Origin of the sequence: Devosia algicola (genome assembly GCF_028816455.1) — a bacterium.
GTDB lineage: Bacteria > Pseudomonadota > Alphaproteobacteria > Rhizobiales > Devosiaceae > Devosia > Devosia algicola.
In genome coordinates, this window is sequence record NZ_CP118246.1 from 2,062,807 (window position 1) to 2,089,098 (window position 26,292).

26 protein-coding genes and 1 pseudogene are annotated in these 26,292 nt (G+C 55.2%); 23 read left to right on the forward strand and 4 right to left on the reverse strand.

Annotated elements, in window-relative coordinates; genetic code table 11:
• Positions 1–14: 14 nt before the first annotated feature.
• Genes PSQ19_RS10910 through PSQ19_RS10940 form a run of 7 tightly spaced genes read left to right on the forward strand, consistent with a single transcriptional unit; the run spans position 15 to position 5,341 of the window.
• Entirely contained in the window at positions 15–1,325 is a 1,311-nt protein-coding gene (locus PSQ19_RS10910; protein WP_282217747.1) for a class II D-tagatose-bisphosphate aldolase non-catalytic subunit, read from the forward strand.
• 1 nt (position 1,326) lies between these two features.
• Positions 1,327–2,391 (forward strand): ABC transporter ATP-binding protein, encoded by a 1,065-nt coding sequence (locus PSQ19_RS10915; RefSeq protein ID WP_282217748.1) that lies wholly within the window; start codon positions 1,327–1,329, stop codon positions 2,389–2,391.
• A gap of 1 nt (position 2,392) precedes the next feature.
• Positions 2,393–2,602, forward strand: coding sequence for a hypothetical protein (locus PSQ19_RS10920; protein WP_282217749.1), 210 nt, complete (start codon positions 2,393–2,395; stop codon positions 2,600–2,602).
• Entirely contained in the window at positions 2,577–3,389 is an 813-nt protein-coding gene (locus tag PSQ19_RS10925) for a 2-hydroxyacid dehydrogenase (RefSeq protein ID WP_282217750.1), read from the forward strand. The genes PSQ19_RS10920 and PSQ19_RS10925 overlap by 26 nt, the downstream gene beginning before the upstream one ends.
• Entirely contained in the window at positions 3,386–4,402 is a 1,017-nt protein-coding gene (locus PSQ19_RS10930; protein WP_282217751.1) for an SIS domain-containing protein, read from the forward strand. The genes PSQ19_RS10925 and PSQ19_RS10930 overlap by 4 nt, the downstream gene beginning before the upstream one ends.
• A 4-nt stretch (positions 4,403–4,406) precedes the next feature.
• Positions 4,407–4,973 carry a carbohydrate kinase family protein gene (locus tag PSQ19_RS10935; RefSeq protein WP_282217752.1) on the forward strand — a complete coding sequence of 189 codons (567 nt, stop codon included), beginning with the start codon at positions 4,407–4,409 and terminating at the stop codon, positions 4,971–4,973.
• Positions 4,940–5,341, forward strand: coding sequence for a carbohydrate kinase family protein (locus PSQ19_RS10940; RefSeq protein WP_282217753.1), 402 nt, complete (start codon positions 4,940–4,942; stop codon positions 5,339–5,341). The genes PSQ19_RS10935 and PSQ19_RS10940 overlap by 34 nt, the downstream gene beginning before the upstream one ends.
• 326 nt (positions 5,342–5,667) lie before the next feature.
• Here PSQ19_RS10940 and PSQ19_RS10945 read toward each other — a convergent pair whose 3' ends face one another.
• Complete coding sequence (locus tag PSQ19_RS10945; RefSeq protein ID WP_282217754.1) at positions 5,668–6,624, reverse strand: LysR family transcriptional regulator; 957 nt, start codon at positions 6,622–6,624, stop codon at positions 5,668–5,670.
• Between the two features lie 113 nt (positions 6,625–6,737).
• Here PSQ19_RS10945 and PSQ19_RS10950 point away from each other — a divergent pair, with 113 nt between their 5' ends.
• Positions 6,738–7,373 carry a sulfotransferase family protein gene (locus PSQ19_RS10950; RefSeq protein WP_282217755.1) on the forward strand — a complete coding sequence of 212 codons (636 nt, stop codon included), beginning with the start codon at positions 6,738–6,740 and terminating at the stop codon, positions 7,371–7,373.
• Positions 7,374–7,453: 80 nt separating this feature from the next.
• Positions 7,454–7,885, forward strand: coding sequence for a nuclear transport factor 2 family protein (locus PSQ19_RS10955; protein WP_282217756.1), 432 nt, complete (start codon positions 7,454–7,456; stop codon positions 7,883–7,885).
• A 176-nt stretch (positions 7,886–8,061) separates the two neighbouring features.
• Here the strand turns inward: PSQ19_RS10955 and PSQ19_RS10960 are convergent, their stop codons facing one another.
• Positions 8,062–9,273: a hypothetical protein gene (locus PSQ19_RS10960; RefSeq protein ID WP_282217757.1), complete on the reverse strand. Its 1,212-nt coding sequence runs from the start codon at positions 9,271–9,273 to the stop codon at positions 8,062–8,064.
• Between PSQ19_RS10960 and PSQ19_RS10965 the strand changes: the two genes are divergently transcribed.
• On the forward strand, positions 9,263–9,529 hold the full coding sequence (locus tag PSQ19_RS10965; protein WP_282217758.1) for a hypothetical protein: 267 nt from the start codon (positions 9,263–9,265) through the stop codon (positions 9,527–9,529). The genes PSQ19_RS10960 and PSQ19_RS10965 overlap by 11 nt on opposite strands.
• 193 nt (positions 9,530–9,722) lie before the next feature.
• On the opposite strand, the gene PSQ19_RS10970 is transcribed toward PSQ19_RS10965, so the two are convergent.
• Positions 9,723–10,946: a hypothetical protein gene (locus tag PSQ19_RS10970; protein ID WP_282217759.1), complete on the reverse strand. Its 1,224-nt coding sequence runs from the start codon at positions 10,944–10,946 to the stop codon at positions 9,723–9,725.
• Positions 10,947–11,763: 817 nt separating this feature from the next.
• On the opposite strand from PSQ19_RS10970, the gene PSQ19_RS10975 reads away from it, so the two are divergent.
• From PSQ19_RS10975 to PSQ19_RS10995, 5 genes are all read left to right on the forward strand, one after another.
• On the forward strand, positions 11,764–12,207 hold the full coding sequence (locus PSQ19_RS10975) for a curli assembly protein CsgF (protein ID WP_282217760.1): 444 nt from the start codon (positions 11,764–11,766) through the stop codon (positions 12,205–12,207).
• 15 nt (positions 12,208–12,222) lie between these two features.
• A complete protein-coding gene (locus tag PSQ19_RS10980; protein WP_282217761.1) occupies positions 12,223–13,368 on the forward strand; it encodes a CsgG/HfaB family protein in 1,146 nt (381 codons plus the stop codon).
• 172 nt (positions 13,369–13,540) lie between these two features.
• Positions 13,541–14,047, forward strand: a complete 507-nt coding sequence (locus PSQ19_RS10985; RefSeq protein ID WP_282217762.1) for a hypothetical protein — start codon at positions 13,541–13,543, stop codon at positions 14,045–14,047.
• A 31-nt stretch (positions 14,048–14,078) separates the two neighbouring features.
• On the forward strand, positions 14,079–14,834 hold the full coding sequence (locus PSQ19_RS10990; protein ID WP_282217763.1) for a hypothetical protein: 756 nt from the start codon (positions 14,079–14,081) through the stop codon (positions 14,832–14,834).
• 73 nt (positions 14,835–14,907) lie between these two features.
• A complete protein-coding gene (locus PSQ19_RS10995) occupies positions 14,908–15,642 on the forward strand; it encodes an AprI/Inh family metalloprotease inhibitor (protein WP_282217764.1) in 735 nt (244 codons plus the stop codon).
• A gap of 9 nt (positions 15,643–15,651) precedes the next feature.
• Here the strand turns inward: PSQ19_RS10995 and PSQ19_RS11000 are convergent.
• Positions 15,652–16,412 (reverse strand): IS5 family transposase gene (locus PSQ19_RS11000; RefSeq protein WP_282217765.1). Its coding sequence is split into 2 segments (ribosomal slippage): positions 15,652–16,079 and positions 16,079–16,412, totalling 762 coding nucleotides; the frame shifts between segments, so codons are not numbered across the junction.
• Positions 16,413–16,966: 554 nt separating this feature from the next.
• Between PSQ19_RS11000 and PSQ19_RS11005 the strand changes: the two genes are divergently transcribed.
• From PSQ19_RS11005 to PSQ19_RS11040, 8 genes and pseudogenes are all read left to right on the forward strand, one after another.
• Positions 16,967–18,127 carry an ABC transporter substrate-binding protein gene (locus PSQ19_RS11005; RefSeq protein ID WP_282217766.1) on the forward strand — a complete coding sequence of 387 codons (1,161 nt, stop codon included), beginning with the start codon at positions 16,967–16,969 and terminating at the stop codon, positions 18,125–18,127.
• 163 nt (positions 18,128–18,290) lie between these two features.
• Complete coding sequence (locus PSQ19_RS11010; protein ID WP_282217767.1) at positions 18,291–19,178, forward strand: carbohydrate ABC transporter permease; 888 nt, start codon at positions 18,291–18,293, stop codon at positions 19,176–19,178.
• Positions 19,178–20,014 (forward strand): carbohydrate ABC transporter permease, encoded by an 837-nt coding sequence (locus PSQ19_RS11015; RefSeq protein ID WP_282217768.1) that lies wholly within the window; start codon positions 19,178–19,180, stop codon positions 20,012–20,014. The genes PSQ19_RS11010 and PSQ19_RS11015 overlap by 1 nt, the downstream gene beginning before the upstream one ends.
• Positions 20,015–20,137: 123 nt before the next feature.
• Positions 20,138–21,331, forward strand: coding sequence for a sulfatase-like hydrolase/transferase (locus PSQ19_RS11020; protein WP_282217769.1), 1,194 nt, complete (start codon positions 20,138–20,140; stop codon positions 21,329–21,331).
• Between the two features lie 79 nt (positions 21,332–21,410).
• Positions 21,411–22,403 (forward strand): LacI family DNA-binding transcriptional regulator, encoded by a 993-nt coding sequence (locus PSQ19_RS11025; protein ID WP_282217770.1) that lies wholly within the window; start codon positions 21,411–21,413, stop codon positions 22,401–22,403.
• 276 nt (positions 22,404–22,679) lie between these two features.
• Positions 22,680–24,546: pseudogene (locus tag PSQ19_RS11030) on the forward strand (polysaccharide biosynthesis protein).
• Positions 24,547–24,600: 54 nt separating this feature from the next.
• Positions 24,601–25,608, forward strand: a complete 1,008-nt coding sequence (locus PSQ19_RS11035; protein ID WP_282217771.1) for an NAD-dependent epimerase/dehydratase family protein — start codon at positions 24,601–24,603, stop codon at positions 25,606–25,608.
• Positions 25,605–26,162, forward strand: coding sequence for a sugar transferase (locus PSQ19_RS11040; RefSeq protein ID WP_282217772.1), 558 nt, complete (start codon positions 25,605–25,607; stop codon positions 26,160–26,162). The genes PSQ19_RS11035 and PSQ19_RS11040 overlap by 4 nt, the downstream gene beginning before the upstream one ends.
• The last annotated feature ends 130 nt before the right edge of the window (positions 26,163–26,292 follow it).

A 26,292-nucleotide genomic window follows, 5' to 3' on the forward strand; every position in this document is an offset into this window, starting at 1 on the left:
CATAGCCTGTGATCATGAAATCCAATGACAAAACAAAACCGCTCGCGGTTGCCCGTGCCGTGTTGGCCCGTAATCTGAGCGGAGAGGCGCAAGCTTTGACGTCGGTGTGTTCTGCGCATCCGTTGGCTTTGCGCGCCGCCTTGTCCGCCGCACGCGCGGCGGGGCAGATCACGTTGGTTGAGGCAACATGCAATCAGGTCAATCAATATGGCGGCTACACAGGAATGACGCCTGCTGATTTTGTGGCGATGGTTCATGATGCCGCTGCCGATGAGCATGTGCCGCCCGATACAATCCTGCTGGGCGGAGACCACCTGGGCCCGCAGCCTTGGCGTGACGCTCCTGCAGAAGTTGCCATGGCCAAGGCCCGCATGATGGTTGACGCCTATGTGCGTGCCGGGTTTGCGAAAATCCACCTCGATTGCTCCATGCGCTGCGCCGACGATCCCGACATTCTACCAGAATCCGTGATTGCCGAGCGTGCCGCAACTCTTGCTGTTGCTGCTGAAAATGCAACAAGCGATGTCGCCCCTATCTATGTTATCGGAACCGAGGTGCCACCACCGGGTGGGATGGGTGAAGGTCACGCGATTATCGCTACCGATCCGGACCATGTCGCCGCTACATGGGAGGCGCACCGCATTGCCTTTGACGCGGTCGGACTGGGCGAGGCATTCGCACGCGTTTGCGCCATTGTCGTGCAGCCCGGACTGGATTTTGGCAACGAAACCGTCGTGCATTTTGATGCGTCCGCCGCGCGCCGTCTGTCGACCAAGGTCACGAGTTTGAGCGGGGCCGTGTTCGAGGCGCATTCGACAGACTACCAACGCCCACAGGCATACTCGGATTTGGTGCGCGGGCATTTTGCGATTCTCAAGGTCGGCCCCGCCGCGACGTTCGCGGTGCGCGAGGCGACTTATGGTCTGAATATGCTGGCCGCCGAGCTTGAGGGTGATGACTGGCCAGATGTGCGGGATGCTCTTGACAGTGCAATGCTGGATAATCCCCGTCATTGGACCGGTCATTATGCACCAGCCGCCCCCCAACTGGCCCGATTGCGGCATTATAGCTGGTCGGACCGGATCAGGTATTATTGGACGGTGCCGTCAGTGCAAAAGGCAGTCACGGAACTGTTTACCCGTCTGGATGCTACCAATTGGCCGCTGCCACTGGTCAGCCAGTATCTGCCACAGCAGTATGACGCCATTGCAGATGCCAAACTTGCTCCGCGCTGCGACGTCATCGTCAAGGATTTCGTCGTGCGGGCATTGTCTCCCTATTACAGTGCATCCCGACCCCACCCGCTATCCGGAAAGGAGCCCTGATATGGGCACAGTTACGTTACGCAACCTGAAAAAATCTTTTGGTGTGGTCGAGGTGATCAAAGGCGTCAACATCGACATTGATGACGGCGAATTCGTTATTCTTGTCGGGCCCTCAGGCTGTGGAAAATCTACACTGTTGCGAATGGTTGCAGGACTTGAAGATGTGACCGGCGGTGACGTAGCTATTGACGGGCAAGTCATCACCAATGTTGCACCCAAAGACCGCGACATCGCAATGGTATTCCAAAATTACGCGCTTTACCCCCATTTCACCGTCGAAAAGAATATGGGCTTTTCGCTGAAACTTGCCGGTGTCCCGAAAGACCAGATCACGAAACAGGTTGCCGCGGTCGCACAATCGTTGGGCCTAACCGATTATTTGCAACGCTATCCCAAGGAGCTGTCGGGCGGTCAGCGGCAGCGCGTTGCCACCGGCCGGGCCATTGTACGCAATCCCAAAGTGTTCCTGTTCGACGAACCCCTATCCAACCTTGATGCGAAACTGCGCGTGCAGATGCGCAGCGAAATCCGCAGTCTTCAGCAGCGTTTGGGTGTTACCTCGATCTATGTGACCCACGACCAGGTCGAGGCGATGACCATGGCCGACAAGATAGTGGTTCTACGCGGTGGCGTTGTCGAACAAATCGGTAGTCCGCTGGACCTATACGATCGACCTGCGAATACATTCGTTGCCAGCTTTATTGGCTCGCCCGCCATGAACCTGATTACCGGAACTGCCACTTCGGACACGGCGCGGCTGTTTGCTGATTTTGCGATTCCGGTGCAGGGCAAGATAGAAAACGGAAGCGATATCACCGTCGGTTTTCGCCCCGACCATATCACAGTTGTCGAACCGGGCACATCGAGCGCATTCCCGACCAAAGTCGCATCATACGAAGCAACAGGCAGCGAGACCATGTTGTTCGTCACCAAGGCGGACCAACCGCTGACCGTCGTGACCAAGGATCGATTGCACCTTACCGCTGGTGATACCGTCTGGCTGAAACCGGACATGTCTAAGGCCCATTACTTTGGGGGCGATGGCATTCGCGTCGCAGGGGAATAGGATGACGACACGAAATATCCTTGTGATTTCAGACAGCTTGCATGTCCTGCCGCGTGCGGTCGACGCGTTGGTGCAATCGGGCCACACCGTCACCTATCTCAACGACAACATTCCTTTCGCGCGGATTGCTTCTGAAGGCTTGGCCAAGGCTCGCCGATGCCGACGCGATTGTCATGGGACGCGTGATGGGCACCGACGCAGCAGCGCTTGACCTGGTGCCAAAGGTGCGAGTGATTGCACACCACACTTCCGGCACGGACAACATTGACCTGTTGGCAGCCAGCGAGCGCGGCATCGCTGTGACCAACGTCAAAGGCGTGAACGCGGAACAATGCGCTGAATTTTCCATCGGGCTGATGCTGGCCATCACCCGCCAGATCCGGCGTGGTGATCTTGCAATCCGTCAAGGCCGATGGGCCGCCGATACTCAAGGTAGTCTTGATGTCTATGGCGCGACATTTGGCATGATCGGACTGGGCAAAATCGGCAAGGCCGCCGCCCGCCGAGCCGATGCGTTCGGCATGAAAATCATTTGCCACACCCGCACACCTGACCTCGATTTTGGACACGAACTGGGCATCACTTACCTGCCCTTGCATGATGTAATGGCGCAGGCCGATGTGGTCAGTGTGTATGCGTCGCTGAACGATCAAACCCGCGGGATGATCGGCGCACAAGAGATCGCGTTGATGCAGCCAAATGGGTTTATAGTAAATATCGCACGAGGCGAATTGATCGACGAGGCGGCGCTGACCGACGCTCTGACTAATGGCCGGATCGGCGGCGCGGCGCTTGACGTGTTCGAAGTTGAGCCGCTGACCGAGAGCCCGCTATTTGCCCTGGATAATGTGATCCTGACGCCGCATCAGGCGGGCCTGACCCATGGCGCCAAATCTGCCGCTGCCTTAGGCGCTGTGCGGAACGCGCTAGCTGTCCTCGCGGGCGAGGTTGCGCCGAACCTTGTAAATTCCCCATTTAAGAACCGGAGACATACATGAGCGGAGATCTAACCTGGCGCGAATTGATCAGCCAGCCGGACGCCTGGGCGGCTTTGATATCCAGACTGGAAGGCGGAAAGTTGAGCCTGCCTGTTAATCCGGCCGATTTCGACGAATTAATATTACTCGGCTCGGGAACGTCGTATTATCTGGCATTGGCCGCCGCAGACTGGATGCGGCGCCGTGGTATGAATGCCCGCGCTATTCCGTCGTGCGAAGCGCTGCTGGACCCGTTTGAAAGTCGTCGCTCAGCGGCCCGACAGCTAGCCATCGGATTTAGCCGTTCTGGATATTCCAGCGAATTGATCCTTGCCAACAAAAAATTGACTGCGGCCGGTTTCACGACCATGGGAATCAGTTGCAGCGATGGCAGCGACCTACTGACCCAGACCGACCATCCGGTGCTGATTTCCGAAGGGTTCGAGGACGGGTTGGTTATGCTACGCTCGTTTTCATCGATGCTGATTACCGCGCAATGGTTCTTTGGCGACGCCGCCGATCGCGCTACTCTCGCAAAGTTGCCCGAAAAGGGTCACGACTTGCTGGCGCTAGAACCACAGCTAAGTGATCTGGCGAATGCCCGCAACTTTGACCGGTTTGTATTCCTGGGTTCGGGGCCAACCTACCCGCTGACGTTGGAAGGTGCCTTGAAAATTCAGGAGATGGCGATTGCCACCTCGGAGGCATATCACAGCCTTGATTATCGGCACGGACCCAAAGCCTGCGCCGATGAAAACACGGCAATTGTCCTGTTTACCCTGTCCGAGCGCGATCATGGACTTGCGCTGGCTCGCGACCTCAAATCGTTGGGGGTCACGCTGCTTGCGATCGGGGCTGACGCTGTAGCCTATGACAAGGTGGCAGATATGACGGTTCCGACGGGTATCGCCGATGATGCAGCGGGCTCAGTAGCAGCATTATTGACGGTGCAGATGTTTGCCTTCGCGACGGCCCTGCGGCGCGATCAGGATCCCGACGCGCCTGCCAACCTGTCCAAAGTTGTTATGTTCTGACGCGATGTATGATGTTCTTGCGATTGGCGAATTGAATCCCGATCTGATCCTGTCGGGGTTTGACGTGAGCGGTCCGGTTATTGGGACCGAACAGGTTTTTGGGGCACAAACCCTTACGCTTGGCAGTTCAACAGCGATCTCATGCGTGTTGATGCAGCGACTTGGGCTGCGCACTGCAATGGCTGCCCTCGTCGGCGACGATGAGTATGGGCAGTTTTGCCGGGATGCACTGACTGTGGAAGGTGTCGACATTGGCGGCGTAAAGACACACCCCGATCTGACGACTGGAATCACGGTTTCATTGTCATATCCCTCGGACCGAATGCTGCTGACTCGCTACGGCACAATGACGACGTTTTCTGTCGCCGACATCAGCGATGATTTGATTGCCGACGCGCGGCATTTGCACATCGGATCGTTTTACATTCAGTCAGGATTATGGCCCGATTTACCCCATCTTTTTGCTTCTGCGCGAGCGAGGGGCAGACCATATCGCTGGATTTGGGGTGGGATCCCACGGGAACGTGGGACGCCAGCATGCTGTCACGGGTCTTGCCATATTTATCGGTGATCTTTCCCAATCGGGTCGAACTGGCGGGCGTGTCAGGCACCCAAGATGTGATGGCAGGGCTCCAAAAACTTCATGCGATGGGCGCTTTTGCAATTGCGCTTAAGCTTGGCAGTGAGGGATCGCTTCTGTACCGCGGTGGCGATGTGCAAACTCATGCCGGTTTTTCGGTGCAGGTTATAGATACGACCGGTGCGGGCGATGCGTTTAACGCAGGCTATCTGCGGGCGATGCTGGACGGTGCGGCGCCGCAATACCGGCTGGCGCTTGGCAATGCGTGTGGTGCATTGACCGCCGGCGCGAACGGGGGAACCGGTGGTTTGAAAAGTCTTGCACAGGCGCAAATGATGTTTTCGGAGGACTTAGCTTAACACAGTGACTTTGATCTAGCCTGTTGATTGTCAGTTGGATTTGACTCGGGATTGTCGTTGAGAAACGACCAGGTTGGTCGATACGTTGCGGCCTTTTATGTGTAGGCACCGGGCGCCATTTTGCGCAACAAATTGCGCAACCGATTATATAAAAATGCCGGATTTGCTGGGCTTTAGCGGAGGGATCGAGTCTCTTTCCCTCAGCCACTTTTCACGACCGAGATCGAGCTGCTGACGATGGCAGTTTCATTTGTTGTGCCTTTGAGCGTGCCGAGATATCGTGAATGATATTGCAAGCGGCAGGTGTTTTATCGGTGCATGCGGCTTCAACCCGGTTGCAGCAGAGCCGTGCCGGAAAGACGTTGTTCGGCATCGCACTGCATATGTCGGTACGCCTCGATCACGATCGAACGTAACCAGATGCTGCCGGCATCGTTGGCGAGTCGCGAACTCCAGAAGAATCGGACAAGAACCGGGTCGAGGTCGACAGGCGGCTTCATCGCCCTTAGGCCGAAGGCCTCCATGTCCCAGGCGAGAAGCATGGCCGGGAATGTTGCCAGGAAGTCCGACTTCGCAAGCAGGGAGGCCACGCCAGCCGAATCCCCGATCATCGCGGTGACGCGCCGTGCACCGGCGCCATCTTGCGGCGTGACGGGGAACGGATTTGACCTAGACCGCGTGACGTTGACCATAATGTGCGGATATTTGCGCCACGCATCAAGGCCCCAGGCTTCGCAGGCCGGGTGATCCTGTCGCGCGAAGGTTACCCAGGAGAACGGTTCCATCACCTGCTGCGCAAGGCCTTCGGGCAGGCGCGGTTCGCCGCCGAGATGCGCCAGATCGATAAGGCCTTCGCTGAGCGCCGCATAGACATCATAATGCGCAGGAAGCCACTCAATCTTCACGCCCGGCGCTTCCGCCTCGACCCGTGCGGAGACCTCCGCGATTATCTTCGTCAGCGTCGGCATGGCAATCCGGAAAACTCGATCACTCGTGGCGGGATCGAACAAGCCACGCGGTGCGATGACCCTGCGTATGCTGCGCAGAATCGGACGAACATCTTCCACGATCAATACGGCGAATGGGCTGGGCTGCATCGTGCCGCCAACCCGAACAAGCAACGGGTCCTGCAGCTGGTCTCTCAACCGGGCGAGCGAATGGCTGACGGCGGATTGTGTGCGCCCGATCTGTTCGGCTGTCGCGGTGACGCTGCGGGTCTCCATAAGAGATTCGAAGACCACTAGCAGATTGAGGTCGACGCGATGAAGATCAATTTCATTCATGATCTATGAAATGGTTTCGTTGGACAAATTAAGCCATTTTTTGCCAAATTCTCCTCAAGGTCAGAGAATTTCATGGTCTTGATAGATCATATTCATACAGGAGATCAGGGTCCATGACACTCGAAATTATCGGCGCGGGATTTGGCCGTACCGGCACCTATTCCCTGAAGGCGGCGCTGGAACGTTTAGGTTTCGGACCCTGCCATCACATGTCCGAAGTGATCGACCGGGCCGAGCAGATCAGGCTCTGGTGCGAAGTCGCCGAGGGCCGCCCCGATTTCGCTCGGATATTCAAGGGATACCGCGCTGCCGTCGATTTCCCGGTTTCAGCCTTCTGGAAGGACGTCCTCGCGGCAATGCCCGGTGGCAGGGTCATCCTGTCGGACCGGGATCCCGACCAGTGGTATGCCAGTTTTTCGCAGACAATCCTGCCGCTGATCCTGGACAAGGCATCCTGGCCCGAGGCGCGTCGCCCCTGGTTTGAAATGATCAACAAGGTGATCATCGGAAAGGCTCTTGGCGGGCGGACAGATCGGGACGGCGTCCTTGCCGCCTACAGGGCCAACGTGATGGCTGCCCGTGAACTCGCCTCTGAAGGGCGGGCACTTGTGTTCCATTCCAGCGATGGCTGGAAGCCGCTTTGCGACTTCCTCGGCGTCGAGGTTCCGGACGAGCCGTACCCAAAGACTAACGCGCGTGCGGAATTTTTCGCCGCGGCAAAGGCCGGCGCGAAAGAAATCGCCGACTGACCAATCCCGCTCATGTGAATGACGGGAACCCGGTTTAGACCGGGAACAACTCTGCACACACTCAGGAAAGGAAACAAACCATGTCTGCAATGAACGAGATCAGCGCCGCGTCCGCCCGGTTCTACGGCGCCCTTAACCGCATGGCTGCCGGCGACGCCGCGCCGATGGCGGACGTTTGGCTCCAAAGCGACGATGTATCCGCACAGCATCCAATCGGCGGGCGCGATCAGGGATATGACGCCGTTGTTGGTAGCTTCGCCAAGGTCGCCGAGATCGCGGGTGGCGGCAAACTCGAGCTTCTGGAGCAAAAAATCGTCGCCGGATCCGACATGGGGGTCGAGACCGGCGTCGAGGTCGGAACGCTTGTCATCGGCGGCCACACGGCCCAGATCAATCAGCGGGTGACAAACGTCTATCGGTTGGTGAATGCGGACTGGAAACTGTCCCATCACCACACGGATCAGTCCCAGGCCATGATGGATATCTTGAAGCGTCTGAGCGAGGCGGCGTGAAGGGATCTGTTGAACGGGAATGGGCGGTGAAAACCGCCCTTCTCTCAATCGAGTGAAAGTCAGACACCAAGCCCATCCCTTCTGCCAATAGTTGCAGTTGGCACACTGATTCAAGCTCAGAACTCAGTGATTGAGCCAGAAGCTGACTGTTACAAAGATGCAGCTGACGGACATTGCTATTGCGAGATTATTGCCACGTTCTGACTGCCAGTCTGTTCAATTGCGGCAATATTGGCGTCGCTCAATTGGGCGACAAGGAACTGGTTGCCATTGCCATTGACGCGCGCCGACATTGCATTGCCGTTGCCGCGTTGCAGGACAGCAAACAGATTGTCATTTGAGGCAATCGCGTCGCCAATCTTGATGTCGATACTATTGCCGCTGCCCCATTGCGCCAACAGCCCTGGAACGACCTCGATGTTGCCACCGTGCAGCGAAACAAGCAATGTTGCATCGGGCGAGATCAGCCTTGAGCGCGGCAACGCCGGCATCAGTGGCAAAGCGGTTAGCGCCGCGCCTGTGAATGACGCTGCGCGGCCGCCTACCGTTGCATTATTGCCCGAACCATTGATGTCGACATTCAAAGTGTTCCCAATGCTGGATGTGGCGCCGTCATTGATCTGAATTGCCAGGGCAACATTATTCTGCCCCACCGCATTAATGCCCGCCACGTGACCATTGCCGCTCTGGCTGACGCCGATCAGGGCATGATCGCCTTTTACGGAAACATGAGCATCATTGGCGTCGCCATTTTGGCCGATGCCAACCTGATTGTCGCTGCTCGACCAATTCAACACTGCCGAAGCGCTGTTGGCGTTACCGACCTGGCGAATACCAATGTCATTGCTATCGCCCGCAATGCCGCCCGAAACGATTTGATTGTGTTGCCCTAACTGAAAACTGGCGAAGGAATTGTCGCTGCCGGTGATTGTTTCCGACACGCTATTGTCGCTACCCCACTGGACCACGCCAAATTGATTATAGTCTCCGGTGACGGCCAACTCGACAATATTGCCGGCGCCACCACTCAGGTCGCCCTTCTGGATAATTTCGCTGGCGGCAGCGCCCACGCTGGCAGCCAAAATTGCCAGCGGCCCAGCCCCGGCAAGCGTGCTACCATTTATGCCATTATAGTCGCCGGTTAGAGTCAGCGTGACCCGATTGGGCCCCTCGCCGGAAATTGTGCGCTGGGACAATTGCTGCAGCCAGTTGCCAAGGCCGGTTTGGGTAATCGTGGCAAAATTGGCCGAATTGGCATTGTCCTGAATTTGCTCGATTGAGGCGATGGTGTTGGTGCCCTTGAGATCCTGGGTAACTTCGAGCGTGTTGCCCGTCGTTGGATGGATACCCAACGTCATTTGCACCAGGCTCGCCAATATGATTGTCATTGGAATTCTGGACAATGGTCGCCCTGTTGGCAGCACTCGCATCGAGCGATGCCGTGCCCTGCTGCACAAGCCCCCGCCCGGCGGTGCCAATATCGTTGTCATCACCGGATTGGGTCAGGGTCAGATCGTTAAATACCCCTTCCTGATGGACCGGCAAATCCGACCGACCAGAACTATTGCCAAGTCCCGTCTGAACCACAACACCAGCGTGGGTATTGCCGTCCTGGATGATGTTGAGATAGTTGGCGTCAGCTAGGGCAACCGAGAAGGGTAAGAGCAACGATGCGACAATACTGGCGTTGAGAATGGATATTGCCCGCTGCATCGCTCGTGCCTCGTGGTCATGGATTTGAGTTTAGAATGCAAAACCGCGACGTACTTCGCCGCGGTCCAGCGCTCTATCATGTAAAGTTGGGGTCGAACATATCCGCTCGACCCTAATTAGCCAGTTATTGGCTAACAGAAATAGCGTTGGCGCTGCCGCCCTGCTGCACAAAATTTGTGACGTTGCTATTTCCAGTCTGCAGCACAGCAACTTCGTTGCTATCAGAGTTAACCTTGCCCGTAATGGAGTTTGAACCACCGAGTTGGGCCATCGCAAACAGGTTGTCCGATCCTGTTACATTGTAAGTGACGCTGTTGCCTGCGCCGCCGGTTGAGTCCTGATAGATTGTGCCTTGAACAAGGTAAGCGTTTACGGGCAAGACGGGCTGGTGTAGGCCGTTAAAAAGCGAAAACGCCCCATTTCCGTTCCTGTCGCCGCTAAAATTGGCGGTGGCAGTGTTTCCGTCGCCAATCTGGGTCGCAGTCAACCAGTTATCGTTGCCAAATTGAGTGACACTTCCCGAGTTATAACTACCCATTTGGGTAAGCGTAACTTGATTCCCGGTCGAGGATGTGTTGATCCCCTGGAGAACATTGAAATTGTTCCAATTTCCGGTTTCTGAGACATGAATGAAGTTGCCGACAGAACCACGAGTACGCGCGACCGAATTCGTGCGACCATTGTAGTCACCGATTTGAACGATGCTGTTCACAGGTGAATTATTTTTATTGTTATCACCGTAAATGCTGGACTCTTTAACTAAGTTGTTACTTCCTGACTGAAGAATTGATGTTGCCCACTGGTTCGCATTTTGCGGGCCGCCAGATCCAAACGCGACGCCATTATTGCTGCCAATTTGCTGAAGCAGCGTGACGGTGTTGCTGGCACCTGATTGCTGTACAATTTTAGCTGCGTTTGAACTGCCGGTCTGATTGAATGTCCCCACAGTCGCGCTGGAAGCGCCGTTTCGACCAATCGAAGCCCAGTTCAAGTTACCCTTTTGCAAAAAGCTGTTGATGCGATCACCGCCAGAATGTTGATTAGAATAGGACGAACCGAACACGTTGCCGTCCCCAACCTGCTTCATTGCAAGAATGTCGTTGTCGCCACCACTGAACCCGCCGCCAGTAAACTGCAACTCGGAAAATCTGTTGTTGTCGCCCTGCTGCAGCGCGTGCGCGCCCGAATTCGCAATATCGTTGCCACCACTTCCGGCATCTTGCTGCACCGTAGCTTGGTTGCCTGCCCCAGTCTGTGTCAAATACAAGGTGTTCGGGTCGGCGAATGCCTGGGCCGACATGATTAGACCGACCGCTGTTGCAGCCACGAATACAAGTTTGAGTTTCATTTCTCTGTTCTCCAAATTGTGCGGCATCGCTGCCGATGCAATGAATTGGGGCAAACCGAGAGATCGTTCTCGCCAAAGCAATTGTTGCGGGAAGAGTCTCGGCACCTCACCGGTAAAACACCAATGATTGCCGCGTAATCAGTCATCAATATCGTCATTCCCAAGCCCCGGCGGGGCCTGTCATTCCATCAATCGTGGTCGTCAATATTCCCCCTGCCGACGACCGATGCAGCAAGTCCCAAATTGGTCGGCTTACAAAATAGTTGGCCGGCGCAATGACTTAAAAAACCTCGTTGCCGTCGCTTCGTATCGCTACGTCGCCCCCAGAAAACCCGGTGCGCCCCCATTTTTTAGGTCAACAAACACTTAAACGGCAAGGTCAATAATCTATTAATAGTAAATTAACGTCAAGTGCGCTTTTCATCGATGACAAGAAAGTCTCGGCATTGTTCTGATATTCATTGTCGCCAGTACCGGGATAACTCTGATTCCGGGCGTCCTGATGGCTTGGACTCTGTGACTTTGCCATCACAGCTGGCCGCAAAGAAGCAAAAACGCGGGCATCCATGTCCCCATTGGCGAGAATTTGCTTGCGATGCCAGCAGAGTCCGCGTCACAATGCGTATTGTATTTCTGACGTCAATTAAGCATCAGTAGGGTTAGGCCTCGACACTTCCGGGGTGTAGCTTCAAAAGACCGACATTGATATTCGGCGCTTGCCTGCGCGTTCGTGACTGAACAAAACGGCGTATATTTTGGCGTGTTCGCGCCGCTGAGTTTTGTGGGGGTTAAATTGAATAGAGTCCTGAGTGGTTGCTTGCTGACATTGTTATGTGTCGCCGGCATGAGTAGCGGCGCCTTCGCTGCTGATCTGGTCTATACCCCCATCAATCCCGCGTTTGGCGGCAATCCTGGCAATTCGTCGCATCTGCTAAGCGTTGCCGGTGCGCAAAAAACCGCAACAGCGAGTGACGCGCCGATCACATCGACCAGCACCGGCGGCTCGTCAGGCAGCGGTTCGGGCTCCAGCACCAGCGGCGCGTCGCTGTTTGTTTCTCAATTGCAGGGACGGTTATTGTCCGCGTTGGCCAGTCAGGTCACTGATGCCATTTTCGGCGCCAACCCGCAAAATCATGGGACTGTCACTTTTGGCGACACCACCGTTGTGTTCGATAATACGGGCTCCGCCATTAACCTGACCATCACCGATCCGACGGGCGTTACGGTAATTTCCGTGCCGCAGTTGGTTGTGACGCCCTGATCGAGGATGCTGAAATTGTCTTATATTAGTGAAGTGCATGTCACGGATACATTACAGTCTGCCCGCAAACTCGCCATGGCCGTGTTGGGTACCGCGCTTGTTGTGGTGTTGACCGGTTGCGTTGCCTCTCCTTTCGATCAGAAAGGCTCATTGACTGCCGGCAGATATCAGCCCGTGCTGGCGCCAATTACGCCGATCAATGCCGATTTGCGCGCGCTCCCGCCGCCAAGCCAGCGGGTTACTGTGTCCGTCTATGATTTTCCTGATCTTACGGGCCAGTTCAAGGATCAGACCAACTTTCAGTCGCTGTCAAAAGCGGTCAGTCAGGGCGGCTCGTCGATGCTGATCAATGCGTTGCAGGACGCCGGGCAGCGGCATTGGTTTACCGTTCTCGACCGCGCCGCGCTCAACGATCTGCTCAAGGAACGCCAGATTGTCACCGAAATGCGCAAGGTCTATCGCGGCGAGCAAAACATCAATCCAGGTGTCTTGCCACCGCTCAATAGTGCCTCGATCATTCTCGAGGGCGGCATCACCGGCTATGACACCAATGTGCAGACCGGTGGCGCCGGAGCCAACTTCCTCGGTATTGGCGGCAGTACAAAATGGACCCAGGACACGATCACGGTAACGCTACGGGCCGTATCGACAAAAACCAGCGAAGTGCTTGCAAGTGTAACAGTCAACAAGGTTATCGCTTCGGTGGCCCTTGATGGCAACATGTTCCTCTATGTTCAGATGGACAAATTGTTGCAGGCTGAAACCGGCTACACTCAAAACGAGCCCAAGCAAATTGCAGTACAAGGCGCCATCGAAAAAGCCGTCAAGTCTCTGATCATTGAAGGCGCGCAGCTTCATATCTGGTCGTTCAAGGACAAGGCAGCGGGCAATGCACTGATCGCTCAATATAATGTTGAGAAATACGGCGAAACAGCGGTTGCCGACACACGGCCGCAAGCCTTGCCGGTAACACGCAATGCGGCGGCAGTTGTTCAGACCCAGCCGATCCGCTTCCGCACACCGCAGCCAAAGGCCGCGCCGGTGGCCAGCGTTACGACCTATCCAGCGCCAGCCGGTGGGGCGCCCTCGACCGCGGGCGCTGCGCCAGCCGACAAGGCGCTGCCGCCAGCCCAAGGCGCTGACGGCGAAACGCTCAACTAGATGAGGAAATTTGACCTCGTTTCGGTCGAATTTGTATAAATTTTAACCGTTGCGGGCCGCTAGACTGCTAATAGGACAGAAAGAAGCCAAAAGCATAAAATTTTACTCAATCTTCGAGGTATGTTTTTAGAAGCACCGGTCAGGATGCTCCCATCATTAGGGGGTATTAAATATGATCAAGATATTTGCAGTACTTGCACTTCTCGGTTCAGCAATTATCGGCCAGGCCAAAGCAAGTGACACACTTTATATTACGTCGGACTATTACGCATCAACGAGCAGAAATGTAGCGAGCGTCAGCGCGCTGGGCGATGATAATGCCATCGCTGTTCAACAGATTTTCACTGGTCGGGGCGGCGCCAACAGCTTGGATATCGACATTATCGGCGATCTGAACGGCGGACCGCTTACCAGCGCGTTCAAACCGACAGTCGCCGAGATCGGCCTGCAGCCAGGTCAAATTGTGCAAACCGGCCACGACAATAGTGTGGCGATGTCAATTCGGGGAACGGGGAATTTATTTGCTGCAAGCCAAGTTGGGTCGCACAACATGTTGACCGCTTCGGTGATGGGGAATAATAATCAATCAGCCGTGTCTCAAACCGGATACGGGAATAGTTTGTCGTTTTCTCAAAATGGCAACGGAAATAGTTTGACGGTGATACAACGCGCATATTGAATATGCGAACGTGCTATTGGAGGATGCTAAAGTGGTATTGGTGCTGAACAGATCCGCCATCGTTGCTGTAATTGCGGCTTCCGGGATATCTTTGGCAGCAGCCCCGGTCAGCATGGCCGGCAATGGCAATGTCCTCTATCTCGTTCAGGAATCATCCGGCCTGGTGCCCGACGGAGCCTCTTTTTCATCAGATCAAAGCACGTCCAATTTCTCGTCGATTGGCACACCGCTCACGCCGGCAGTACAGCGCGGCCCCAATGACGTCGCCCGCATCACCATTGACAGCCAGTGTGCGCTCGTTTCGACAAGTTGCGGCCACGTGGAACTGACCCAGGACAATGACTATGTTGCGGCGGTTGGCGAGCGGCTTGAGGGGAAATGGTATGCCCCGATTGTTACGGGAGCGCTGAACGCAGCAGCCAATTCATTTGGTGGCAATGCCGCGACGATTGGCGTCGGGGGCGATGCCGCTGCCAGCATCAGCCAATACGGCTATGGCAATCAGGCTGAGATTGTGGCCAACGACGCAAGCGGCGCCATAAACCAAATCGGTCTGGGCAATTCTGCGAGCCTCAATGTCTCCCCGCTAACACCCTCGGCCTTGATCGCGACCGTTACGCTCAACCAGATCGGCATCAACAACACCATCGGTCTAGATATTACCGCCGCTCCTGGCACCGTCTCGTCGTACACCCAGATCGGCGCCAACGCATCCTATGGTTCCAGTGCGGCGCCCGTCGCAATTTCGACAACGCGCTCCGTCAACGTAACCAAGATTAGTTTTTAAACACCTGCATACCAAAGCGGTAGGGCCACCGACGGTATGATCGCCGCTTATTTGACTATCGATGGAGGCCGGATTGAAGCGACTTGCCTGTGCACTGATCACTCTTGTTGGTGCCGGCGCAATGCCTGCGCTGGCGCAATCGCAAGCAGATTTTGTCAGCGCTTTTTCGGGGAGCTGGCAGCTTTACGAACAGCGCCTTGGCGATGGGTCGAATATGTGCAAGCTGGAGCTTTCGACCGAAAAAAAAGGCGAGCACCTTCAACTCTCAACCAGCCATTGTGCGCAGCCTGTGGCATCGACCGTCTCTTGGTCGATCGAGGACGGTCAGTTGGTATTTTATGCGACCGATGGTAGCAAGGTGGCGACACTCGGCGGCAACCAGAAACGCGTTACGGGCGAAACCGCTGACCAAATGCCGCTGATCATTGAACGCGCGGGGGGTGACGGCATGGCAGCGACGCTGCAGGCGGCCTACAATGCGAGCGGATGCTATTATTTGGGCTACAGTCAAACCTGTGCACCCCGCACGGAACTGGGTGAGCCCGCTCCTGCCCCCGACGGTCGCGTCCATATTCAGCTTCAAGCCAATTTGGCCGTCCATACCGAACCTCGCAATGATGCAAATGTTGTTGGCACAGCGCAAAAAGACACTTGTGTAGTTGTAGACAGTTGCACCATGGCCTCCGACGGGCCGTGGTGCCGGGCAAAATTTGGCGACACGACGGGTTGGTTGCGTAAACTGACCTTGCGTCAAAATCGCTGGCCAGTAGTCGCCTTCGCCAATACCTGCAAACAAGCCAGCAACTAGGCTCAGGACTCATTGATTGAGCCAGAAGATGACGGTTGCAGCGATGCAGATGGCGGACATGAAGGTATGTGCGCATCGGTCGTAGCGGGTGTGGATTCGTCGCCAGTCCTTGAGTTTGCCGAACATGTTCTCGACCTTGTGGCGCTGGCGGTAGAGCCCTGCGTCGTGAGCGATCGGGACCTTGCGGTTGATCTTTGACGGGATGCAGGCGGCAATGCCGCGCTCGGCCAAGGCGGCTCGGAACCAGTCGGCATCGTAGCCTCTGTCTGCCAGCAGCGTCTTGGCCTTGGGTAAGGCGTCGATCATCAGCGCTGCGCCCTTGTAGTCGCTCATCTGCCCCTCGCTGAGCAGCATGACCAGTGGTCGGCCCTTGCCATCGCAGACAGCGTGCAGCTTGGAATTCAGGCCACCCTTGGTGCGTCCGATACGTCTGGGAACAGCCCCTTTTTAAGCAGGCTGGCCGCCGTGCGGTGCGCTTTGAGATGGGTAGCGTCGATCATCAGTTGCTCCGGCTTGCCGCCCTTCGCCGCCAATGCCGCGAATATCTTGTTGAAAACGCCCATCCGGCTCCAGCGAATGAACCGGTTGTAGATCGTCTTCGGCGGACCGTAAGCCGCAGGCGCATCACGCCACCGCAGACCGTTGCGGATCACAAAGATGATGCCGCTGATGATCCGTCGGTCATCAACCCGCGGCACTCCGTGCGACAACGGAAAATATGGCTCGATCCGGTGCATCTGCGCCTCCGACAGCCAGATCAGGTCACTCATGGCAACGCCTCCTCGCGCTGCCAATGAATCAACTCATCGCCCGCTCTGCAAGCAATTTAATAGGTCCTGAGCCTAGGCTATTTCTATTTTGTCGACCAGTGGTAGCGCTTCCGGCCCGTATCGGCAGAATAGCGAGATTCACGCCTGCTCGCCTCCGGCCCAATGGCCTTCGGTTTTATTTCCATCTAGTTCAGGCTGCCGCATCTACGAGCGCCAACCGCTCACCCGATCCACCTTGGTCGCGTGACGTCCTAGGGCCTTGCTAAGGCTCGTATGGCGATCGCGCCAGAACCTGCCCGTGTGGCACGCGATGACAGAGCCATCGAAAATAACGCGACAAGCATATTGACCTTTAAAACGCACCGATGAGTGTGAACGCATGGACTTGTCAGCGCGATTGGCTGTGGGGATTGACTTCGAAATTGCATTTAGTTAATCCATTAACTTAGGCTATAACAGAGTAAGTAACCTTCTTTTTCGATGATTACCGATTAAGATAGAGAAACAAGTTAATCGTATAACGTCTACCTGTGCAAACCCTGGGAGGGGGAATTATGGGATATGCCACTAACGTAAAGCGCCTCGCTATTATCGGCGTCTCCGCCTTGGCAATGGTAAGCGCGGCCAATGCAGAGACCTTGAAGGTCTACTGGAATGCCGGGCACGCATATGATGCTTATGCCAATGTCATCAAGCAATTTGAAGCCGATAATCCGGGCTGGAATGTGCAATGGGAGCGCTTTCAGTGGCCCGATATGCGGACCAAGCTGGTTGCCGATTTCTCCGTTGGCAATACCCCGGATCTGGTTGCCGAGCCCGGTGGCTGGGTACAGGAATTTGGCCAGCAGGGCCTTTTGACCCCGTTAAACGATTACATCGCCCGGGACGGCGCGGATATGGGCTATCCCGATGATTGGCAGGATTTTTCGGTATCGCGCAACATGGTCGATGGCACCTATTACGGCGTACAAATTCACCTGACCTGCGTGGCGCTGGTCTACAACAAGGACATGCTAGAAGAGGCTGGTCTTGATGCGGCGCCCACTAACTGGACCCAGTTCCGGGACTTTGCCATGGCAGCCGCCAAAAATGGTAAATTCGGTTTCGCGCCGAACCAGGTAGCCAGTTATTACTGGCCTTGGATTTATCAAAATGGCGGCGATTATTACGACCCCAAAACCAACAAGGTACTGTTCGACAGCCCTGAGGCCGCCGAGGCGGTGCAGTTTGTAGCCGACCTCATACATAAAGACAAAGCCGCGCCGTTACCTGTTGCGGGCGCCGACTATGAAGGCCCGCAAAAGCTCTTTACCGCTGGGCGCGCCGCCATGATTCTTACAGGTCCTTGGGATGTTGGCCCCATCAGAACTGGCAACCCCAACCTGAACTGGGACATTGCGCCCGCTCTCACCCAAAAAATTCAAGCCACCAGCGCCGGTGGGGTTAGCTTGATGATTCCCAAAGCGGCCAAACATCCCGATCAGGCATGGGATCTGCTTAAGCGGTTTGTGTCGCTAGAAACTGAGCTGGAGGCATCCAAGGCTAACGGCATGACCATGCCGCGCAAATCGTGGGCCGCAGATGCGGACATTCAGGCGGACCCGATCTTGGGTAAGTTCGGTCAATGCCTGGCCTATGCTCGCGATACGACTGCCGACTTGCGCCTCACCGGCAAGAGCGCCAGGGTTGATGAGGCTCTTTGGCACGGCGATTGAGGACATTCTCTACAACAACAAACCCGCCCAGGAAGTACTTACCCATTATGCAGCCGAAGCCAACAAGGTGCTGGCCGGCCAATAAACAGCCCAGCCATACCGCGCCCTAGGTCGCGGTATGGCGCCCTCTAGTGGTTGGACCTGGCTTGTAAAGGTGCTGTTCATGGCTTCGCTTCGCAATTGGAGAGTGCGTCAGGCGCTGTTGGCCTATGCGCTTCTGATGCCCGCAATAATTTATTTCGGTCTCTATTTTTTCTATCCAATCGTCGTTGAGTTTTTCGCCAGCTTCTTTCGCGGACAGCCCCTGATTGGTGACGCACAGTTTGCAGGCCTGTCGAACTATGTCGAAGCGTTTACTGACGCCCGAGTGCGCGACGCCTTTATTCGTACGATCATTTTTGGCGTATCTGCCACCATACTCACCCTTATCCCCGCCTTGGGCCTGGCCGCCATTCTGGCTGGGCCAATTAAGGGCCGTAATGCCATACGGGCAATGATCTTTTTCCCCTATATCATCTCGTTCGTGATCGTCGCACTGATGTGGAAGAACATTCTCGATCCCTATTCCGGCATTCTTAACAATATTCTGATCAGCTTTAATTTGCCCACTCAGAACTGGCTGAGCAATCCGGCCACCGCGCTGCCGGCGATGATTGGCATAGTGGTGTGGAAAGACATTGGCTATGCCATGTTGATCTACATTGCCGCTATCCAGGGCATTCCAGAAAATCTATATGAAGCGGCAGAACTTGATGGTGCATCGCGTCACCAAATGTTCCTCGAAATCACTGTTCCTCTGCTGGTGCCGACCACCTTGTTCCTGGCGGTTATCACCACCATTGGGCATTTGCAGGATGTATCGGCCCCCATATTACTCACCGGCGGTGGCCCGGCCGATGCGACGCGGCTGTTCTCGCTTCATGTGTATGAAACAGCCTTTACCGAACTTAATATCGGTTACGCCTCGGCACTCTCGTTTTTGATGCTCCTTGCCATTCTTCTCATCACTTTTCTGCAGTTTCGCCTGCTCAACAAACAGGTCAGGTACTAATGGCTCGACGCAGAAACCAAACGCCTATCGGGCTTAAGGCCGGCATGTATCTCGTTTTGGGATTGTGCGTGATTTTGGCGCTTTTCCCCTTCTTTTACATGCTCTCGCTCTCGCTCCAGAGCGACGCGGACATGTATAGCGGCGTGCCTGTGCTGTTTCCCTCGGTTCTACAATTTTCCAACTATCTAACCATCTGGGAAAAGGCGCCCTTTGCCCGTTTCATTCTCAACAGCTTCATTCTGGCCGGCGGCATCACCGCCCTGCATCTGATTTTTGATCCGCTGATCGGCTATGTATTTGCCAAAATGGAGTTTCCCGGAAAACGCCCATTGTTTGTCATGCTACTATCGACATTGATGCTGCCATTCTTCATTCGCATGATCCCCCTCTATATTCTGACGGCCAAAATGGGATGGCTGAATACATATCAAGGGCTCATCATGCCCTTTGCGATGAGCGCCTATGGCATCTTTTTGATGCGCCAATTCATTTTACCAATTCCCAATGAACTCATCGACGCGGCGCGGATCGATGGCGCGTCGGATCTAAAGATTTATACAGCGATCGTGCTGCCCCAGTTGAGACCAGCCTTCGCAACCCTGGGCCTGTTGACCTTCGTTTTCCAGTTCAATGAATTTTTGTGGCCGTTGATTGTCGTCAGCACCACCGAAATGCGCCCAATCACTACTGGATTGACTCTGTTCAATTCCGAATTTTTCACACAGTGGAATTTGACCGCCACGGGCGGCGTCATCCTGTTTTTACCCAGTCTTTTGCTCTTTATTTTCATGCAACGCTATTTTGTCCGCTCCGTGATGACGACGGGCATGAAATAACGCTTGGAGGGCCGCTAATGAGTTCCAAACCCAACGTCATCGTCTTTTTTACCGACCAGCAACGCTGGGATTCAGTGGGCATTCACGGCAGTCCAATGCAGGCTCACGCCCAACTTTGACCGCATGGCCAAAGCCGGTCAGTTTCTGCGCCACTCCTATACCTGCCAGCCCGTGTGCGGACCGGCACGCTCGGCCTTCCAGACTGGAAAATATCCAACCACCACCGGTTGCTTCCGCAACGGCATCCCCTTGCCGAAAGAGTCCAGAACGCTGGCACACCACTTTAGTGATGCAGGGTACGACACCGCTTATATTGGCAAATGGCATTTAGCTGACAATGAACCCGTGCCCAAGTCGGAACGCGGCGGGTACAAGCATTGGCTCGCCGCCAATATTCTCGAATTTACGTCCTGGGCCTATGACGCCGTCGCCTATGACGACAATAATGATCAGATCAAACTGCCCGGCTATCGGGTGGACGCCCTGACTGATGCGGCGATCCGCTATGTCGCCCAACAACACGGCAGTCCGTTTTTCATGTTCCTGTCGTTTCTGGAGCCTCATCACCAGAACCAGAACGATGACTACCCCGCTCCGATTGGCTATGAGGAACGCATTCGCCGCACCATGACCCTGCCGCCAGATCTGGCCGCTTTAGGCGGTACCAGCCAAGCCCATTTCCCCGGTTATATGGGAATGGTCCAGCGCCTGGATGAAGCGTTCGGGCGCCTGGTCGACGCCCTGCACAGCCTCGACATGCTCGACAACACCATCATTTTGTTCAGCGCCGATCATGGCTGTCATTTCAAGACCCGAAATAGTGAGTATAAGCGGTCCTGCCACGACGCCTCGATCCGCGTACCCAGCTTGCTGCACGGCCCCGGGTTTTCCGGCAAGGGTGAATTTGACGGTATGGTGAGCCTGATCGACCTGCCGCCAACCCTGCTCGACGCAGCCGGCCTACCAATACCAGAGGAGATGCAGGGACGCTCCCTGCTCAATGCATCACTTTGGGATGAACGCCATGATCAGGATGTATTTGTCCAGATCAGCGAAGATCATGTGGGACGGGCGCTGCGTACATCTCAATGGAAATATGAAGTTGGCGTGCCCGGCATGGACGGCAATTTGCATCCCAATAGCCAGCGCTATGTCGAAACTCACCTTTACGATCTGGTCGCTGATCCCTATGAACTCAATAATCTGGTGAGCGTCCCCGATTTTGCGCCAAGGCGGGCGGAACTAAGAGCAAGACTACTGGATCGCATTGATCGAGCAGAACAACAGCGTCCCGAAATTGTGCCCGGTGAGGCATAAATCGGGCGCCTGAACATTGGATCGGGTGGGTTTGGATTATACTAAAAATAACGCCACCGCCGCGACGCGCAGCCCTACCATGGCAGATGTTGCCCGGCTCGCGCAGGTGTCAACGGCCGCCGTTTCCTATTTCTTCAGCGAGCAGGAAGAGCACGTGTTGCGCGTTGGCCCTGCCGCGCGCGAACGTATTCAGCAAGCGGTCAGCCAGCTGGGCTATGTGCAAAACAAGACGGCGCGTCATTTGCGCCGACAACGGACCGAGCGTATATGCATTCTGCTGTCCAGGCTAGGCACCCCTTTTGCCGACAAGATGACAAGCGATATAGAGACCGTTGCCAGACGCCACGGCCTTTTGACCATTATCTTGACGGGCAATGACAAAAATGGCTTTCAACGTGTTCTTGCCGAAGTCGAAGCCGGGCTCGCTGACGGGCTTATCGCTGAGGCCGATGGTCTGACACTTGCTGAACTCGATGAGATTTTTGGACCCTACACCCGCTCCACTCGCCCCTGCCTCATTATTCATCCTACCGCCACCCCACGGTCCTATTCAGTTCTTTGCCATGAGCGCGAAGCCGCGCTGCACTTGGCAATCGATCACTTGCTGGCGCGCGGGCACCGTCACATCGCCTATATGGAAAACAGCGGGGTCTTGGTCAATTCTCGCACGCAATCACTAGTAAAACGCGCGGCCCAATCAAATGGGCAGTTACATTTTTCGATGTTCGATGGCGCTGACTCGCGTGACACCGCGACCAGTCGCGCCCGAGAAATCCTCGCCATGCCCAAGCGACCGAGCGCCCTTGTTTTGGAGTCAGACTTCAGCGCCGTTTCGGTCCTTGAGGAATTTTCGCGTCTCGGCGTCTCGGTACCCGACGATATCGCCGTCATCGGTTGCGGCAATGCGATTGAAGGCTATTATGCCAATCCCCGGCTCACCACAATCGGCCCGAGAGGCCTTTCGCTGACCGAGGCCAGCGAGCATCTGATCAATGCCCTGGACAGGAGTACCAGGTCCACCCCGCACAAATTCACCGTACCGTGGACACTGTATGTACGAGAAAGCGCCTGATTCCGAATGACTGTGATAGTCATTGTACGACCGCGGCCCTCATCGTACGCGCTTCTGCGCGTGTGCTGACGCCAACTTGACGACGCAAGCCGATTCGAGGATTTAGTTGAAATATACGCTGCGCCGACACCGGCGACGGCAAAGACTACTTCTGTTGGGGCGCGTGACCGACTACAACCCGATATGACGCTGTGATATGGGGTCGGCAGTCGTTTGACCTTTTACGACATTTTTGGGACGCGACTGGTAATGCGGTATTTTAAGTCTGTTGAACCGATGACGAGTAGCGTCAGAACAAGATTGCTCGGTCTGCCAAGACGGTGGAAGCGATTGATTCTGATCGGCTTCGACTTTTTTGCGCTCGCCTTTGTCATGTGGCTTAGTTTTGGATTGCGCTTCGGTAGTTGGAACTCCCTATTTTATCTGGATGATTGGGCAATCGCGTTTTCCGCGCCGCTGGTAGCTATCCCGATTTTTATCAGAATGGGATTATATCGAGCCGTCGTTCGGTATCTGCCGGAACGCGCCATTTGGACCATGATTCAGGCTGTTACGCTAGCAACCCTGCTGTGGTTGTTCGTGGCGTTTTTGACCGAAATGACCGGACGCGGCATTGTTCCTCGTTCCGTGCCAATCATCTACTGGGCCCTATCTGCGATCGTGATTATCGGCAGCCGCTTTATCGCAAAGTGGTTGCTACTGCCCACGGCACGAAAATCGGCGTTGAAACGGCAAGCGGTGGTGGTCTATGGCGCCGGTGAAGCGGGTATGCAACTGGCCAATTCGCTCAAAGCCGACCATTATGTTGCGGGCTTTTTGGACGACAATCCGGCGCTGCACAAACGCGAGGTCAGCGGCATTCGGGTTTTCCCGCCCAGTTTCCTGCCCACCCTCATACGTGACTATGGTGTGAAACAGGTAATTCTGTCGATACCCAGCATCAGCGCCCAGCGCCGCAAGGAAATCGTCGAAAATGTAAGTGGGCAAGGCATCAAGGTGCAGTCATTGCCCCCCATAACGGACTTGGTCACCGGCAAATATTTGATCAATCAAGTGCGCGAGATTGATATTGACGACCTGCTTGGTCGCTCATCGGTACCACCGGATCTTGAGCTTGTTCGCCAAATGATTGTTGGCCGCACCATTATGGTCACCGGTGCGGGAGGGTCTATTGGTTCGGAATTGTGTCGCAAGATTGCTCAGTGGCGCCCCCAAAGGCTGGTGCTGTTTGAAGCCAATGAGTTTGCGCTTTACCGTATTGACCAGGAACTATCGGAGCGTCGGGATTTGTCGCTGGTCCCCGTTTTGGGCTCAGTAACCGACAGGGCGTTGGTTGAACATACAATCACGCACAATCGCATTGATGTCGTATTTCATGCAGCCGCCCACAAACATGTGCCGCTAGTGGAGGCCAATGCCCTGGAAGGGATCAAGAACAATGTGTTCGGCACCAAAACAGTAGCCGACGCGGCCTTCGATCTGGGGGTCAAGAACTTTGTACTGATCTCGACCGATAAGGCCGTTCGCCCCACCAACGTAATGGGTGCGACCAAGCGCTGGGCCGAACTGATTGTGCGCGAGCGGGCAATGGAAGCGTTCAGTGCCAATAGTGGTCAGCTGTTTTGTGCGGTCCGGTTTGGCAATGTACTGGGCTCAAACGGCTCGGTCGTGCCGCTCTTCAAGGAGCAGATTGCCCGCGGTGGACCAATCACCTTGACCGACAATCGCATGACCCGGTTTTTCATGTCCATCCACGAAGCATCCGAGTTAATTGTTCAAGCCGGTGCGTTGTCCAAGGGCGGGGATGTGTTCCTGCTTGAAATGGGTGAGAGCATACAGATCCGCGACCTTGCAGAAAACATGATCAAGCTGGCAGGCTTTAGCTTGCGCAACCCAGACAATCCCGATGGCGATATTGAAATTGTTGAAACGGGCAAACGTCCCGGCGAAAAGCTCTATGAAGAGCCTATTTTACGACGACGCCAGCGCCGAAAAGACCCTGCACACCAAAATATTGCGCTCGCCCCGCAGCGGCGCCACTGACCGGGACATTGTTGGAGGCATTGATAGTCTCAAAAATGCCCTAGTTGCGCAAAACGAACAGGACGCACGGCAGATATTGTTTGAGTTGATTCAAGGATGAGAGCGACAATCCCGATGCCAGTACTCGGATCGCGCGTATCTTGGGAGATTCTAAGTGACTAATAAGAGAATATTGGTTACTGGCGCGACTGGATTTGTCGGTCGTCACTTGGTGGCGGCGCTACTGGCGCGCGGCAGTCACTTGTCGCTCGCAGTTCGAAGCGATCAAAGGGTAGACCCAATTGTGCGGTCTAACGAATTGGTGCGCGTTATATGCTGTGGCGATTTAGCGGATGCGGAGTTGTCGTCGGCATTCACCGATATTGACCGGGTCGTACATGTGGCGGGGCTTGCCCATGTCGCCAAAGCCGATGCGGATAGCGCCGCGGCCAAGTTTGAAAAGGCCAATGTCGCAGCGACGAAATCGCTGGTTATGGAGTCACTTCGGCACGACTTACGTACATTCATCAATATTAGTTCTATACGATCCGTGGCCGGAAACACGTCTGCGGTTTATATAACCGACGACACCAATCCAGCGCCTGACGGCGAATACGGGAAGTCCAAACTAGCCGCCGAGAGAATTGTGAGCGAGCAACTTGGACGACATTGCATGGCTATCTCGCTCCGTCCACCGCTGATTGTTGGTGCCGACGCCAGAGGCAATTGGGCCAACTTACAAAAACTGGCGCGTTCGGGTCTGCCGCTACCTTTCGCCTCAATTCGCAATCAACGCCATTATCTGAGCATTCAAACGCTGATCGAGGCGCTTTGTCATTTGTTGGATCGACCAGCAAGACCCGACCAATCGGGCAACTATTGCATTGCGGATCCGCAACCGATTACCCTGCCCGCGTTGATCACCCAGTTGCGTCGCGGCATGGGGCTTGGTCCGCGCCTGTTCTCCTGCCCGCCATTTGTGTTTGACTGGATTGGCGCCGCAACTGGGCGGCGGCGGCAATTGGCGGCTCTGACTGGCCCGTTGCATATTGACGCCACACGATTTAACCAGACTTTTGAGTTCGAATCTACGCTATCGCTGGATGAAGCTATTCGCATCTCCGGGGCAGGGTTTAATTCATTAGCCAGATCAACAAATTCACACCGCCAGGACATGCGATGAAACGCCTGTTTGACGTATTATTGGCGCTGATCGCTGCCCCGTTTGTACTGGTGATTGTGCTGATATTTGGCATCCTCGTGCGCTTGACGTCGGCAGGACCTGCAATTTTCAGGCAAACACGGATCGGCTACCACGAGGTTCCCTTTACCTGCCTGAAGCTTCGCACCATGCGGATTGATACACCTGACGCCCCCAGTCACGAAATCGGTGTCACAGCAATCACCAAGGTGGGTCGATTGATGCGCGGCACTAAAATCGACGAACTGCCACAAATCTGGAATATTTTGATCGGGGATATGAGCTTTGTCGGGCCCCGTCCCTGCCTGCCCAGCCAAACCCAACTTATCGAAGCGCGGCGCGTTCAGGGCCTCGACAAAGTCCGTCCTGGCATTACCGGCATTGCCCAGATCGCAGGCGTTGATATGTCTGACCCCGAGAGGCTAGCCAAACTTGATGCGACATATTTGGATGATATGTCCCTTAAAGCCGACATGGCCCTGATATGGGCCACCGCAACAGGCGCCGGGCGCGGGGACAGGGTCGCCCGACCCTGAGTTATAGTTATTCGGAATTCTACGATTGTAGACAATTGTGAGCATAAGACGTAATTAATACAATCACACGGTATTGTCTGACAAATATAACAACAACACAAATTTGAGATCACAAATATAGTGTGAATAT

Coding starts and splice junctions, on each gene's coding strand:
- PSQ19_RS10935 (WP_282217752.1), top strand. CDS start 4,407: ATGTATGATGTTCTTGCGATTGGCGAATTGAATCCCGATCTGATCCTG.
- PSQ19_RS10960 (WP_282217757.1), bottom strand. CDS start 9,273: ATGACAATCATATTGGCGAGCCTGGTGCAAATGACGTTGGGTATCCAT.
- PSQ19_RS10930 (WP_282217751.1), top strand. CDS start 3,386: ATGAGCGGAGATCTAACCTGGCGCGAATTGATCAGCCAGCCGGACGCC.
- PSQ19_RS10970 (WP_282217759.1), bottom strand. CDS start 10,946: ATGAAACTCAAACTTGTATTCGTGGCTGCAACAGCGGTCGGTCTAATC.
- PSQ19_RS10920 (WP_282217749.1), top strand. CDS start 2,393: ATGACGACACGAAATATCCTTGTGATTTCAGACAGCTTGCATGTCCTG.
- PSQ19_RS10910 (WP_282217747.1), top strand. CDS start 15: ATGAAATCCAATGACAAAACAAAACCGCTCGCGGTTGCCCGTGCCGTG.
- PSQ19_RS10950 (WP_282217755.1), top strand. CDS start 6,738: ATGACACTCGAAATTATCGGCGCGGGATTTGGCCGTACCGGCACCTAT.
- PSQ19_RS10985 (WP_282217762.1), top strand. CDS start 13,541: ATGATCAAGATATTTGCAGTACTTGCACTTCTCGGTTCAGCAATTATC.
- PSQ19_RS10955 (WP_282217756.1), top strand. CDS start 7,454: ATGTCTGCAATGAACGAGATCAGCGCCGCGTCCGCCCGGTTCTACGGC.
- PSQ19_RS10940 (WP_282217753.1), top strand. CDS start 4,940: ATGCTGTCACGGGTCTTGCCATATTTATCGGTGATCTTTCCCAATCGG.
- PSQ19_RS11020 (WP_282217769.1), top strand. CDS start 20,138: ATGGCCAAAGCCGGTCAGTTTCTGCGCCACTCCTATACCTGCCAGCCC.
- PSQ19_RS11005 (WP_282217766.1), top strand. CDS start 16,967: ATGGGATATGCCACTAACGTAAAGCGCCTCGCTATTATCGGCGTCTCC.
- PSQ19_RS11010 (WP_282217767.1), top strand. CDS start 18,291: ATGGCTTCGCTTCGCAATTGGAGAGTGCGTCAGGCGCTGTTGGCCTAT.
- PSQ19_RS11040 (WP_282217772.1), top strand. CDS start 25,605: ATGAAACGCCTGTTTGACGTATTATTGGCGCTGATCGCTGCCCCGTTT.
- PSQ19_RS11015 (WP_282217768.1), top strand. CDS start 19,178: ATGGCTCGACGCAGAAACCAAACGCCTATCGGGCTTAAGGCCGGCATG.
- PSQ19_RS10965 (WP_282217758.1), top strand. CDS start 9,263: ATGATTGTCATTGGAATTCTGGACAATGGTCGCCCTGTTGGCAGCACT.
- PSQ19_RS10915 (WP_282217748.1), top strand. CDS start 1,327: ATGGGCACAGTTACGTTACGCAACCTGAAAAAATCTTTTGGTGTGGTC.
- PSQ19_RS11025 (WP_282217770.1), top strand. CDS start 21,411: ATGGCAGATGTTGCCCGGCTCGCGCAGGTGTCAACGGCCGCCGTTTCC.
- PSQ19_RS10945 (WP_282217754.1), bottom strand. CDS start 6,624: ATGAATGAAATTGATCTTCATCGCGTCGACCTCAATCTGCTAGTGGTC.
- PSQ19_RS10925 (WP_282217750.1), top strand. CDS start 2,577: ATGGGCACCGACGCAGCAGCGCTTGACCTGGTGCCAAAGGTGCGAGTG.